The sequence below is a fragment of the Brevibacterium aurantiacum genome (genome assembly GCF_003932995.1).
Classification (GTDB): Bacteria; Actinomycetota; Actinomycetes; order Actinomycetales; family Brevibacteriaceae; genus Brevibacterium; species Brevibacterium aurantiacum.
In genome coordinates this window covers 1,805,405-1,818,866 of record NZ_CP025333.1, presented here as the reverse complement: position 1 = coordinate 1,818,866, position 13,462 = coordinate 1,805,405, and the positions used below count along the sequence as shown (strand labels likewise).

General features: G+C 62.1%; 12 protein-coding genes. 7 read left to right on the top strand and 5 right to left on the bottom strand.

The genetic code is table 11. The annotated features are described in order from the left end of the window. Positions 1–8 precede the first annotated feature (8 nt). From CXR25_RS08400 to guaB1, 3 genes are all read right to left on the bottom strand, one after another. Positions 9–1,064: a hemolysin family protein gene (locus CXR25_RS08400; protein WP_096147166.1), complete on the bottom strand. Its 1,056-nt coding sequence runs from the start codon at positions 1,062–1,064 to the stop codon at positions 9–11. Further along, positions 1,064–2,392 (bottom strand): hemolysin family protein, encoded by a 1,329-nt coding sequence (locus tag CXR25_RS08395; protein WP_096147165.1) that lies wholly within the window; start codon positions 2,390–2,392, stop codon positions 1,064–1,066. Before CXR25_RS08395 ends, CXR25_RS08400 begins: the two co-directional genes overlap by 1 nt. Before the next feature lie 131 nt (positions 2,393–2,523). Then, positions 2,524–3,981 (bottom strand): GMP reductase, encoded by a 1,458-nt coding sequence (guaB1, locus tag CXR25_RS08390; protein ID WP_009885378.1) that lies wholly within the window; start codon positions 3,979–3,981, stop codon positions 2,524–2,526. A gap of 101 nt (positions 3,982–4,082) precedes the next feature. Between guaB1 and CXR25_RS08385 the strand changes: the two genes are divergently transcribed. From CXR25_RS08385 to CXR25_RS19360, 3 genes are all read left to right on the top strand, one after another. Next, the gene (locus tag CXR25_RS08385; protein ID WP_096147164.1) at positions 4,083–7,844 is read left to right on the top strand and encodes a multifunctional oxoglutarate decarboxylase/oxoglutarate dehydrogenase thiamine pyrophosphate-binding subunit/dihydrolipoyllysine-residue succinyltransferase subunit; all 3,762 of its coding nucleotides are present in this window, start codon (positions 4,083–4,085) and stop codon (positions 7,842–7,844) included. Beyond that, the gene (locus CXR25_RS08380; protein WP_009885380.1) at positions 7,841–8,455 is read left to right on the top strand and encodes a GDSL-type esterase/lipase family protein; all 615 of its coding nucleotides are present in this window, start codon (positions 7,841–7,843) and stop codon (positions 8,453–8,455) included. The genes CXR25_RS08385 and CXR25_RS08380 overlap by 4 nt, the downstream gene beginning before the upstream one ends. 77 nt (positions 8,456–8,532) lie before the next feature. Next, positions 8,533–8,607 carry a 50S ribosomal protein bL37 gene (locus CXR25_RS19360; protein ID WP_373270343.1) on the top strand — a complete coding sequence of 25 codons (75 nt, stop codon included), beginning with the start codon at positions 8,533–8,535 and terminating at the stop codon, positions 8,605–8,607. Positions 8,608–8,691: 84 nt separating this feature from the next. Here the strand turns inward: CXR25_RS19360 and rsrA are convergent, their stop codons facing one another. Together rsrA and CXR25_RS08370 are read right to left on the bottom strand one after the other, a co-directional pair. Beyond that, entirely contained in the window at positions 8,692–8,964 is a 273-nt protein-coding gene (gene rsrA, locus CXR25_RS08375) for a mycothiol system anti-sigma-R factor (RefSeq protein WP_009885381.1), read from the bottom strand. Next, positions 8,961–9,599, bottom strand: a complete 639-nt coding sequence (locus CXR25_RS08370; RefSeq protein ID WP_371860661.1) for a sigma-70 family RNA polymerase sigma factor — start codon at positions 9,597–9,599, stop codon at positions 8,961–8,963. Before CXR25_RS08370 ends, rsrA begins: the two co-directional genes overlap by 4 nt. A 168-nt stretch (positions 9,600–9,767) precedes the next feature. On the opposite strand from CXR25_RS08370, the gene CXR25_RS08365 reads away from it, so the two are divergent. The 4 genes from CXR25_RS08365 to hisN are packed head-to-tail and all read left to right on the top strand — an operon-like array spanning position 9,768 to position 13,423. Next, the gene (locus CXR25_RS08365) at positions 9,768–10,265 is read left to right on the top strand and encodes a DoxX family protein (protein WP_009885383.1); all 498 of its coding nucleotides are present in this window, start codon (positions 9,768–9,770) and stop codon (positions 10,263–10,265) included. Continuing rightward, a complete protein-coding gene (gene aroA / locus CXR25_RS08360; protein WP_009885384.1) occupies positions 10,258–11,574 on the top strand; it encodes a 3-phosphoshikimate 1-carboxyvinyltransferase in 1,317 nt (438 codons plus the stop codon). Before CXR25_RS08365 ends, aroA begins: the two co-directional genes overlap by 8 nt. 1 nt (position 11,575) lies before the next feature. After that, positions 11,576–12,607: a ribosome small subunit-dependent GTPase A gene (gene rsgA, locus CXR25_RS08355; RefSeq protein WP_096160657.1), complete on the top strand. Its 1,032-nt coding sequence runs from the start codon at positions 11,576–11,578 to the stop codon at positions 12,605–12,607. A gap of 9 nt (positions 12,608–12,616) precedes the next feature. After that, on the top strand, positions 12,617–13,423 hold the full coding sequence (gene hisN, locus CXR25_RS08350) for a histidinol-phosphatase (protein WP_009885386.1): 807 nt from the start codon (positions 12,617–12,619) through the stop codon (positions 13,421–13,423). The last annotated feature ends 39 nt before the right edge of the window (positions 13,424–13,462 follow it).

The following is a 13,462-nucleotide window of genomic DNA, read 5'->3' as shown; positions in this document are numbered from 1 at the left end:
CATCATGCTCAGTATTCGTAGCGACCCCGTTGCATGGCGTCCTGAACTTCACCGACGAGTTCCTCCAAGACGTCTTCGAGGAACAGCAGACCCAGCACGCCGCCCTCTGGAGCGAGGACCCTGGCGACGTGGATGCCGGCCTTCTGCATCTGAGACAGAGCCTCTTCCACCTCGTCACTCGCCGTGACGGTGAACAGAGGTCGGAATCGCTTTGCCGGAATCGGCGCGCCGTATTCGAGCCTGCTGTCGGCATAGAGGACGTCCTTGATGTGGAGGTACTCCTGCGGGTAGCCGTCCTCGTCGATGACGAAGTACCGAGAGAAGCCGGTCTTTCCGACCAGGGTGACCAACTCATCTGGAGTCACGCTTGAGGAAATGGTGATCAGCTCGGACATGGGGACCATGATGTCGGCGGCGGTTTTGTCGCTGAATTCCAGCGCCCCCTTGAGCAGCCCCGTGTCGTCGGTGAGCAGGCCTTCGCGCTTGGACTCGGCGACGATCGATTCAACCTGCTCGATCGTGAACGCCTCGTTGACCTCATCTCGGGCCTCAACCTTGAACAGGTGCAGAATCGAGTTGGCCAGGCCGTTCAGCGGTTTGATGACGAAGCCGAACACTCGAGACAGGAACACCAGAGGTGGTGCCAACAGCATCACCGCACGCGCCGAGGTCGCCAGAGCCATGTTCTTCGGCACCATCTCCCCGATCACCACGTGCAGGTAGGTGACGACGCCGAGAGCCAGAATGAACGAGATCGTCGACGACAGCCCCGCCGTGATGCCCAGCCCTTCAAGCGGTCCTGCCAGGAGGTGATGGATCGCAGGCTCCGCGACGTTGCCCAGCAACAGGGAACAGACGGTGATTCCGAGCTGGCAGATCGCCAGCATCACCGAAACGTGCTCCATCGCGTAGAGCGCGGTGCGGGCTGCGGACGAACCCTCCTGAGCTCTGGGTTCGAGCTGTGAGCGTTTGGCTGCGACCACCGCGAATTCGGCAGCCACGAAGAAGGAGTTGCCCAAGAGCAGGACGACGAGCCAGACGAGCCCCATCCAATCAGCGCTCATCAGAAGTCACCACCCTTTTCATAGCCGACCGCGTCGGTCGCACGGAGGAGTATCCGCAGTCTTTCGATTCGGCGCCCGTGCATCCGCTCGACGCGAATGAGTGCGTCATCAGTGCGGACCTGATCACCGGGTTCTGGGATTCGGCCCAATTCTTTGAGAACGAAGCCCGCCAGAGTCTCATAGTCGGAATCCTCGGGGATCTCGAGTCCGACCGTCGACGAGACTTCGTCGGGGCGAAGCTGTCCCGGTACGATCCACGTTCCATCACGGGCCGGTCGTGCTGCCACACGCATTCGGTCGTGCTCATCGGCGACTTCGCCGACGAGTTCTTCGACCACGTCCTCGAGCGTCACCACGCCCGCGGTGCCACCGAATTCGTCAACGACGACGGCCATCTGCAGCCCTTGGGCCCTGAGCTCCATGAGAAGCGGGTCCAGCAGCAGGGTTTCGGGAATCTCGGTGACCTCGGTCATCAGCCCACCGGCGTATGCATCGTCTCGGTTCGCCAGCGGAACGGCGAATGCCTGTTTGACGTGGACGACTCCGACAATATGGTCTTTGTCTTCTCCGGCGACCGGGAATCGCGAGAACCCGGTCTCTCGAGCCTGTTCGATGATCGCACGCGCGGTAGTGTCCTTGACCACCGATGACATTCGGGTCCGCGGGGTCATCACGTCTTCGGCGGTGCGTTCGGAGAAGCTCAGCGTCCGTTCGAGAAGATCGGCCGTCTGCTCATCGAGCATTCCCTCTTCAGCGGAGTGCCGCACCAGAGAGGTGAGTTCCTCCGGCGAACGCCCGACCGAGCCCTCCTCCTGTGGTTCGATGCCGAAGGACAGCAGAATCTTGTTCGCTGTTCCATTGAGCACGCTGATGACAGGTTTGAAGGCGATGGAGAACACGTACTGCATCGGTGCGGCGATGCGCCCAGTCGCCAAGGGCACCGCGATCGCCAGGTTCTTGGGCACAAGTTCACCGAAGATCATCGACAGGAAAGTGGACAAGATCAGTGCGATCGTCAGCGCGATCGGAGCTGCCAGTCCCGGGCTGACTCCGAACGATTCGAAGACCGGTGCCAGCAGCTTGCCCAGGGACGGCTCCATCAGGTAACCGGTCAGCAGGGTGGTGATTGTGATGCCCACCTGAGCCGCTGACAGCTGAGTGGACAGGTGTGTCATCGAACGTCGCAGAGTCTTAGCTCCGACGACACCGTCCTCCACCGCTTTGTCGGCGGTGTGACGGTCGAGCGTGAGGAGAGAGAACTCGGCTGCGACGAAGACGCCGGTGCCGCAGATGAGGATCAGCGCTAACGCGAGGTAGAACCATTCCATCAGTGACGATCCCTGCCGTTCACGGTCAGGAGATCACGGTGAGTGTTGCGATCGAGCCTCAGGGGGTGAGGGTCGTCGTCTGGGGCGCCGGCTTCCCGCCGGCTGGGACTGTCACTGTGCATGTTTTGATCTTACCAACTCCGTGACAAGGGTCGGCCCTCGTCATATCCGGCCGCGCTCTGCACGCCGACCGTGGCGAGGTCCGCGAATTCCGCGAGACTACGGGCTCCTGCATAGGTGAATGAGCTGCGCACGCCCGAAGTGATGCCGTCGAGCAGGTCCTCGACTCCAGGAGATTCTGGGTCAATGTACATCGTCGACGAAGAAATGCCCTCTTCGAACAGGCCCTTGCGCGCCCGGGAGAAGGCAGACTCGGTGCGCGTCCTGTTCGCCACTGCTCGTGCCGAGGCCATGCCGAAGCTCTCTTTGTATCGGCGGCCCTCTCCATCGACGAGAAGGTCTCCCGGGGACTCATGGGTCCCGGCGAACCACGAGCCGACCATGACCTGCGATGCTCCTGCAGCCAGGGCCAGGGCCACATCGCGGGGATAGCGCACTCCCCCATCAGCCCACACATGCGCACCCAGCTCTCGGGCCGCCTCGGCGCATTCGCGAACAGCAGAGAACTGCGGCCGGCCGACTGCTGTCATCATGCGCGTGGTGCACATGGCACCAGGTCCGACTCCGACCTTGATGATCTGGGCACCCGCCGACACGAGGTCGCGAACACCGTCAGCAGTGACGACATTGCCGGCGACGATGGGCACTCCCAGGTCTGCGGCTGCAATCGAGCTCAGAGTATCGAGCATCTTGACCTGGTGCCCGTGCGCGGTGTCGACGACAAGAACATCGGCACCAGCGGCGACCAGCGCCGAGGCGCGTTCGACGGCATTGCCATTGACTCCGACCGCGACTGCGATCTTCAATCTGTTCTGATCATCGAGGTTGGGCGCGTAGATCGACGACCGCAGCAGCGACTTGGGAGTCAGCGACCCCAGCACTCTGTCTTCATCATCGACGACGGCGGCGAACGGTGTCCTGGACTCGTTCATGGTCTCGAACAGCGACTCCAGCTGTGCGTCGTCTGACCAGTCGACTTCTGTGGACCTGATCACATGCGGTGTCGCCTCGAGGAGTTCGGACACCGAGGTGAACCGGTCGACGTCCTTGAGGTTCGCTGAATCGATCACCCCTTCGAGCTTGCCGGCCTCGTCGACGACGACGCCGAAGCCGTGGGCGCGCTTGGCCAGAACGTGCAAGGCGCTCAGCACAGTGTCGTCGCGGGAGAAGCGCAGCGCCGAATCGAAGACGCGATCCCGCCCCTTCACCCATTTGATGGTGTCCTGAGCCGCGCTCAAAGGAATGTCCTGCGGCAATACGGCAAGACCGCCTCGGCGGGCCATCGTCTCTGCCATCCGACGTCCGGAGACGGCGGTCATATTTGCGGCCACGATCGGCGTTGTCGAGCCTGTCGGATCGGTCGTCGACAGGTCGACGTCGAAGCGTGAGGTCAGTGAGGACGAGTTCGGAACCAGGAACACATCCGAGTAGGTCAGATCATTATTCGGGTCATTTGAGATGAAACGCATAACACTATTGTCCCCTATGCGGACATACGTGGGCACATCGCGTTAGGCTGGAGATGTCGTTAAGCAGCAATTCTTGAATCAGGAAGTAGGCGATCAACGCCGTGTCCGTCAATACTCCGAACCGCACCGTCGACGACTTCGGGTCGAATGAGTGGTTGGTCGAGGAATTGTATGAGCAGTACAAGTCCGATAAGAACTCCGTCGACCAGTCATGGTGGCCGTTCTTCGACAAGTACGAAAAGAACGGGGATGGAGCAGCAGCGAAGACTGCCAAGGCCCAACCCGCCGCAGAGTCCAGCGCCAAACCGGCTGCGAAGTCAAACTCCAAAGCAGCGCCCAAGGCCGCCGCGAAATCCGCAGACAAGTCTGCCAATTCGAAGGCAGACACCGTGCCAGATGACAGTCTCCGCGGAGTCTCCCCTTCCTCGGCTCAGACCGAGACCCTGAAGGCAGAGACGAAGTCCGTGCCGAAGGTCGTCGTGAAGGATACCGAGCCCAAGCCGGCTCCCGAAGAGACCGTCACTCCGCTGCGCGGTCCGGCGAAGCTGATCGCCAAGAACATGGACGATTCGATCGAGGTTCCCACGGCCACGTCCGTGCGCGCACTGCCGGCGAAGGCCCTCATCGACAACCGCATCGTCATCAACTCCCATCTCAAGCGGACCCGAGGTGGAAAGGTCTCCTTCACCCACCTCATCGGCTTCGCCGTCATCCGTGCGCTCCAGAACTTCCCCTCGCAGAACGTGTCCTACGACATCCGCGACGGCAAGCCGGTCATGGTCTCCCCCGCGCATATCAACTTCGGCCTCGCGATCGACGTCCCGAAGAAGGACGGGTCGCGCACCCTCCTGGTGCCGAACGTCAAGAAGGCCGAAACCCTGACCTTCCGCCAGTTCGTCGACGCCTACGACGGTCTCGTCGACAAGGCACGGCAGGGAAAGCTCACCGCTGATGACTTCGCGGGCACCACTGTCTCGCTGACCAACCCCGGTGGAATCGGAACCGTGCACTCAGTGCCGCGTCTGACCAAGGGCCAGGGCTGCATCATCGGCGTCGGAGCGCTTGACTACCCGGCAGAGTTCCAGGGTGCCAGCCAGAACACCATCAACAAGCTGGCTGTGTCCAAGGTGCTCACGCTGACCTCCACCTATGATCACCGCGTGATCCAGGGCGCAGGCTCCGGTGAATTCCTCAAGCTCATCCACGGCTACCTCCTCGGTGAGGACGGCTTCTACGACGATGTCTTCGAATCGCTGCGTCTGCCCTACGAGCCCGTGCGCTGGGTCCCTGACGTCTCTGCCGAAGATCAGGACGACGTCAATAAGACCGCGCGCGTCATCGAGCTCATCGATGCCTACCGCACACGCGGCCACCTCATGGCGAACATCGACCCGCTCGTCTACCGACAGCGCTCACACCCTGACCTCGACATCAACCAGCACGGTCTGACCCTGTGGGATCTCGAACGCGAGTTCCCCACCGGTGGTTTCGGCGCCAAGCCGATGATGCCCTTCCGCAGCATCCTCGGCCTCCTGCGTGAGAGCTACTGCCGCACAGTCGGCTTCGAGTACATGCACATCGCCGATCCGCTGCAGCGCCGCTGGTTCCAGGCCAAGATCGAGGTACCCCACCAGGAGCTCACACGCTCCGAACAGGGCCACATCCTGGGCCGTCTGAATGCAGCCGAGGCGTTTGAGACCTTCCTGCAGACGAAGTACATCGGGCAGAAGCGCTTCAGCCTCGAGGGCGGCGAATCAGCCATCGTCCTCCTCGACGAGGTCCTCAACCAATCGGCAGACACCGGCATGGAACAGGTCGCCATCGGCATGGCCCACCGTGGACGTCTCAACGTGCTCACCAACATCGCAGGCAAGTCCTATGCGCAGATGTTCCGGGAGTTCGACGGAACCATGTCTCCGGACAGCGTCCAGGGCTCCGGCGACGTCAAGTACCACTTGGGCACCGAGGGATCCTTCACCTCCCCCGCCGGCAACTCGACCGATGTCTACGTCGCCGCCAACCCCAGCCATCTTGAGACCGTGGATCCGGTCCTTGAGGGCATCGTCCGCGCCAAGCAGGACTTCATCGACCAGGGCGAGGCCGGATTCACCGTCCTCCCCGTCCTCGTCCACGGTGACGCGGCATTCGCCGGCCAGGGAGTCGTGACCGAGACGCTCAACCTCTCGGAGCTGCGCGGCTACCGCACCGGTGGAACGATCCACATCATCATCAACAACCAGGTCGGCTTCACCACGCCTCCGGCCTCAGCTCGCTCGTCGTTCTACTGCACCGACGTCGCGAAGTCGATCAACGCCCCGATCTTCCACGTCAACGGCGATGATCCTGAGGCCGTCGTGCGAGCCGCACGACTTGCGTTCGAGTACCGTCAGGAATTCAACCGCGACGTCATCATCGACCTCGTCTGCTACCGCCGTCGCGGACACAACGAGGGCGACGACCCATCGATGACGCAGCCGCTGATGTACTCCCTCATCGAGAAGAAGGGCTCGGTGCGCAAGCTCTACACCGAGTCGCTCGTGGGCAGAAAGTGCATCACCGACGCCGAGGCGAGCGAAGCCCTCAAGGACTACCAGTCGAAGCTGGAATCCGCATTCGCCGAGACCAAGGAAGCCGAGACCGGATCCTACGACGGCGATGCCTTCAACGCACCGCACGTGCCCAGCGACATCGAGGCATACAACAACGCCGAGACGGCAATCAGCTCGGAGACTCTGCAGCACATCGGCCAGACCTTCGCCGACGTTCCCGAGAACTTCACGATCCACAAGAAGCTGCGCGCCCTCCTGGAGAAGCGCAAGGAGATGTCGCTGTCCGGCGGCATCGACTGGGGCTTCGCGGAGCTCTTGGCCTTCGGGTCGCTGCTCATGGACGGGATTCCTGTTCGCCTCGCCGGTCAGGACTCGCGCCGCGGCACCTTCGTGCAGCGCCATTCGGTGCTCATCGATGCCGTCAACGGCAACGAGTGGACACCGCTGCAGAACCTCAGCGACGAGCAGGCAAGATTCTGGGTCTACGACTCGCTGCTCAGCGAGTACGCAGCGGTCGGCTTCGAGTACGGATACTCGGTCGAGCGCAAGGACGCCCTGGTCGCTTGGGAAGCCCAGTTCGGTGACTTCGCTCAGGGTGCTCAGTCTGTGATCGACGAATTCATCTCGTCCTCAGAGCAGAAGTGGCAGCAGAACTCCGGAGTCGTCATGCTCCTGCCTCACGGATACGAGGGACAGGGACCCGACCACTCCTCGGCTCGAATCGAGCGCTACCTGCAGCTGTGTGCCGAGTCGAACATGACGGTGGCTCTGCCATCGAATGGCGCATCCTACTTCCACCTGCTGCGCCGCCACGCAATGACGACGAACAAGCGTCCGCTCATCGTCTTCACCCCGAAGTCGATGCTGCGGCTCAAGGCCGCTGCGAACTCACCCGAGGACTTCACCTCGGGAACGTTCCAGCCTGTCATCGATGATTCCGTCGTCGATCCCGATCAGGTCGACCGCGTCGTGATGGTCTCCGGCAAGCTCTACTGGGACCTGTTGGCGCAGCGCGACAAGCGCGAAGACAAGAAGACGGCCCTGGTCCGCGTCGAACAGCTCTACCCCCTCGACGAGGACTCCATCAAGGCCCTGCTCGAGCGGTACCCTGCCGGTGCACAGTTGGTCTGGGCCCAGGAAGAACCTGAGAACCAGGGCGCTTGGCCGTTCATGGCACTGAACATGCCGCAGCTCCTGGGCGATCGTGAGATCTCCGTGATCTCACGCCCAGCATCGGCTGCCACTGCTACCGGACTCAAGCATGTCCATGAAGTCCAGCAGCAGGAAGTCATCGACAGGATCTTCCGCCGGTGAGCTCCGTGACTCCGACGACCGTTGCTGTGGTCGGCGGCCCTCTGGTCGCCGGTCACGGTGATGGCCGTGGCCTCGGGTGGGTAGGACGTGTCACCGCCAGGACGCTTCCCAGCCTGCCCGATCTCAGAGTTTTTCCTCTGGCAGTTCCGCACGAGGACTCCTCAGGTCTGCATGCTCGCACCATCGCCGAGGCGTCTCTGAGGTTCACCTCCGACGGCGACAATCGCCTGGTGCTGGCTTTAGGTTCCGGCGATCTCGATTCCGGTCGGTCCGTTGCCCGGGCCCGGCTCGATGTCGCCAACGTGCTCGACGAGGCGTTGGCCCGGAAGGTGTCGGCCTTCGTCATCGGTCCTCCCCCGGAGTACAACTCCGACCGAAACCGCGGGATCGCTGAACTCAACACGAGCTTCTCAGATGTCGCAAAACGACGGGGCATCGCCTATGTCGATACGTTCACCCCGCTGCTGGGTCATCCCGTGTGGCAGCGTGAGATCTCATCCTCGCGAGACCATCTTCCGGCTCAGGAAGGCTACGGTCTCCTCGCGTGGCTGGTGTTGCACCGTGGTTGGTTCCCATGGCTGGGAGTCCAGGACGCCATGGGCGATTCCTGAACACCGTCGAGTAGTGACACTTTGCCCAGGCACAGTGGTCATGAAAGAATGAAGCATCTAGCGAAGGAGTTGTAATTATGAGCAAGCGCAGCCGCAAGCGTCACGACCGTCGTCGTTCCAACGCGAACCATGGTAAGCGTCCGAACGGCTGATTCTTTCGAATCAATCAGGACATGAGAAGAGGGCGGGGAGAATGATCATTCTCCCCGCCCTCTTCTGCTGCCTCTATCAGGCGATCAGGCTCCGGCGCCCGGCCACACCGTCTGTTCGGTGGCGATCCGCTGGCGAATCTTCTCCCGCAGACCCATCGGCGCCTGCTCCCGACTGCAGGACCTGCGCACCAGTTCCTTGAGCAGAGCTTCGATCTCATATTCGTCGTGACACGACGGGCACTGTTCGAGATGCACAGAGATCTCTCGGATCTCTGTCGTCGTCAGCTCACCGTCAAGATAGTGATAGATGCGCATCAGAGATTCAGCGCGCACGTTCTCACAGCATTCATCGCTCATTTTGCACCTCCCACAGGTTTGGAGAAGCCACGATCGGCTGCATAGTCTGCCAGCATGTCTCGCAGCTGACGCCGACCACGGTGCAGACGCGACATCACGGTGCCGATGGGTGTATCCATGATCTCAGCGATCTCCTTGTAGGGCAGACCTTCGACATCGGCATAGTAGACAACCATGCGGAAGTCTTCAGGCAGCTCCGACAACGCATCCTTGACATCAGAGTCCGGAAGATGATCAAGGGCCTCGAGTTCCGCTGAGCGACCTCCCGAGGAGGAATGGCTCGCCGCTTGGGCAATCTGCCAGTCCTCGATATCCTCACCGCCGTGTTCCTGCGGCTGCCGCTGCTTCTTCCGGTAGTTGTTGATGAAGGTGTTCGTGAGAATCCGGTACAGCCATGCCTTGAGGTTGGTTCCCGGCTTGTACTGATGGAACGCCGCATAGGCCTTCGCGTACGCCTCTTGAACGAGGTCTTCGGCATCGGCGGGGTTGCGGGTCATCCGCAGCGCAGCTGCGTAGAGCTGATTGAGATACTCCAGAGCGTCACGCTCGAAACGGGCCGAACGCTCGGCCTTGGTCTCGGGGACTTCTTTGACTGATTCGGTCATCGTAGTCAATGGTACGCCCGTTCTCTCCAGGACGGCAGTGGCGTTCACAGACTTCTCCTTCTGCCTATCGACTCGACACCGGCCAGGCTGACCCTCACCGGTGCGTATTCTCTGATTCAACACCGGGGCGAGCCCCCACTATTCCCGGACAACCGTTATGCTTGCCAGTGATATGCCCGACACGTAGGAAGGACCATAGTGTCTCCAATCAGATTCCTCGCACGGCCCATGCTGGCCGCCGGCTACATCAGCAACGGCGTCGACCGTCTGCGTCGACCAGAAGCTGCGGCCGCATCGATCGGCCCGCTGCTCAATATGGCGCGCAAACGGATCGATGTGCCCATCGATGCTCCTACCCTGGCACGCGCCACCGGAGCGGCTCAGGTCGCTGCGGGATCGCTGTTGGCCATCGGTCGGTTCCCGCGTGTGAGTGCCACGATCCTCGTCGGCACCTACCTCCTCGACACCGTCGGTGAGCGCATCGCAGCGGACAAGACCACGTCGAAGGACGACAAGCGGGCACGCACTGAGCGCACGCTGATTCGCACCTCGATGCTCGGCGGCGCACTGCTGGCCAGCGTCGACACGGCAGGTAAGCCAGGACTCTGGTGGCGAACACAGCATGCTGCTGAAGATCTCTGGTCCTCAGTCGAAGACACCTCCAAGCAAGCGATGAGTGCGCTTGGCGTTGACTGACACACCCGATCTCACCGCACCCGCCACCGGCGATTGGCTTGCGCCGGTCGCCGGTGGCGGCGTCACTGCCACTGTCAGCGTTCCCGGCTCGAAGTCTCTGACCAACCGCTATCTCGTCCTTGCTGCACTGGCTGAGTCGAATTCGGTCATACGAGGATGGCTGCGCAGCCGTGACACACTGCTCATGGTTGAGGCGCTGAAAGCTCTCGGTGCCGACATCGACGAGGTCGACGGCAGCCTACACATCACACCCATCGACTTCTCCGCACAGCGCGAAGGTCCCCCGATCACCATCGACTGCGGCCTGGCTGGAACCGTCATGCGCTTCGTTCCCCCACTCGCTGCCGCCACCGGACGAGAGGTCATCCTCGACGGTGACGCACAGGCCAGAGTCAGGCCGATGTCTGTGATCATCGACGCTCTGACCCACCTCGGCGTCTCCATCACTGCAGAAGACAATCTGCTGCCGATGACGATCCACGCTCAGTCCCACCTGCGCGGTGGACACCTCGAGATCGATGCCAGCGCCTCGAGCCAGTTCGTCTCGGGGATGCTGCTGACTGCTCCGGCCATGCCCCTGGGAATCGAACTCGTCAACCGCGGCGAGACCGTGCCCAGCCGGGCCCACGTCGATATGACGCTGGAAGTCCTCGCCGATGCCGGGGTCGACGTCACAGAACCGCAACCTGAACACTGGATCGTCGAACCGGGACTGCCGCGCGGGCTCGATGTCCAGGTCGAACCCGACCTATCCAATGCTGCGGCCTTCGTCGCTGCCGCTCTGGCCACTGAGGGAGACGTCACCGTCCTCGACTGGCCGGCGCATACAACCCAGGCCGGCGATGGGTTCCGAAGCATCGTCGAAGCATTCGGCGGCACCGTGACCCTGGACAGACACGGTCTCCGGGTCCAAGGACCGAAGGTTCTGCAGGCCGTCGACCTCGACCTCTCCGCCATCGGCGAACTCACACCAGTCGTTGCCGCCCTGGCAGCCATGGCCGAGGGAACCTCAAGGCTGACTGGCATCGGCCACCTCCGCGGACATGAGACTGATCGGCTCTCTGCGCTGCACCGCGAGCTCAGTGCCATCGGCATTCACGTCGTTGAGCAGCCGACGTCTCTGACGATCACCGGCGCAAATCCACACTCCGGGTTGTGGCATACGTACAACGATCACCGAATGGTCATGGCCGGTGCCCTTCTGGGACTCCGCGTTGACGGGCTGGTCATCGAAAACGCCGACACCGTGGCGAAGACATTGCCGGAATTCACCCAGCTGTGGGAAGCCATGCTGAGTCGGCTGGCCTGAGATGTCACGGATCTACCGCGACGAGGACTACCGTCCTCGGCCGAACAGACGCGGTTCCAGACCGCGGACGAAGAACAGACCGAACCACGATGCAGCCATCGAGGGACTCGTCACTGCCGTTGACCGCGGACGCTATCGTGTCGTCGTCGCCGAAGGCAGGGGCACGGATGTCTCCGCGTCGAATGCCGCCACTTCCAGGGTTACGGCAGTAAGGGCTTCCCACCTGCGCAAAGACGCTGTGGTCCCTGGTGACATCGTCAAACTCGTCGGCGACACCTCAGGCAGCAAGGGCTCCCTGGCGCGACTGGTCGAAATCACGAAGCGACGCACTCTGCTGCGCCGCAGCGCCGATGACACCGATCCGACCGAGCGCGTGATCGTCGCCAATGTCGATGTCATGGGCATCGTCACCGCAACAGAAGATCCCGAACCCTCATTCGGGCTCATCGATCGTGCCCTGACAGCGGCCTTCGATGCCGGGATCACTCCCCTGCTCATCGTCACCAAAACCGATCTGAAACCAGCCGATGAGATCATTCGACGGTTCTCGGCGACTGGAATCGAGATCATCTCCTCGGGACTCAGCCCTGACGGAAGACTCACGGATGCAACTGTCTTCGATCGCCTGCACGGGCAGATCAGCGTGTTGATCGGACACTCCGGCGTCGGCAAATCTACCCTGATGAATGCTCTGGTCCCCCGCGCAGACAGAGCTACCGGCCACGTGAATGATGTGACCGGGCGCGGCCGACACACCTCGTCCTCGGCGATCTGCCTCCCACTGGACGGAGGAGGCTGGCTCGTCGACACCCCGGGAGTCCGCAGCTTCGGACTTGCACACGTCGATCGGGACACGCTGATCTCGGCATTCCCAGAGCTCGTCGAGGCCACTGCAGAGTGTCCACGCGGCTGCACCCATCAGGCAGACGCACCGGGCTGTCGACTCGATGCCTGGGTCAGCGACGGCAAGGCGGGCCCTGGTGGAGTCTCACGCTTGGAGTCACTGCGCAGGCTGCTGCCCACGACTGGATAAGGTGGAGCTATGAACGATCTCGACCTGGCAACCGAACTCGCCGACCTCGCGGATTCCATCAGCTACCGTCACTTCGTGGCCCAGGATTTCACCGTCGAGACCAAACCCGACCTGACCCCCGTCACCGAATGCGACCGGGCCGTAGAAGCGGCTATCGTGGACAGGCTCAAGCGTGAGCGTCCGGATGACAGCGTTCTCGGCGAAGAATTCGGATCCCACGGAACCTCGCCGAGGCGGTGGATCATCGATCCGATCGACGGCACGAAGAACTACGTCAGAGGAGTGCCCATCTGGGCGACTCTGATCTCGCTCTACGATGGACAGACGCCGCTCCTCGGCGTAGTCTCAGCGCCCGCTTTGGGCCGCCGCTGGTGGGCCGAGGCTGGTCACGGAGCCTTCACCTCGGCGCTGGGGGAACCGGCTAGACAGATACACGTGTCTGCCGTCGATTCCCTCGAAGACGCATCGATGTCCTATGCCTCACTGTCAGGGTGGAAGCAGCTGGGGGTCCTCGATGAGTTCCTCGACCTCTGTGATTCCCTGTGGCGAACTCGAGGCTACGGCGACTTCTACTCATACATGCTCCTGGCCGAGGGAGCAGTGGACCTCGCCTGCGAGCCGGAGTTGGAACTCTACGATATGGGCGCGCTGGTCCCGATCGTTCTCGAAGCGGGCGGAACCTTCACCAACACCGCCGGAATCGACGGTCCCTTCGGCGGCAACGCTCTCGCCAGCAACTCCCGGCTGCACGAATCTGCCCTTGATCGGCTTGGCCGAGTCGCGCCCGCGACGGTTCGCACCGACGCGCAGGCCTGAGTACGAACAACCGCCCAGAATTCGCTGAAGAAGAGGAAG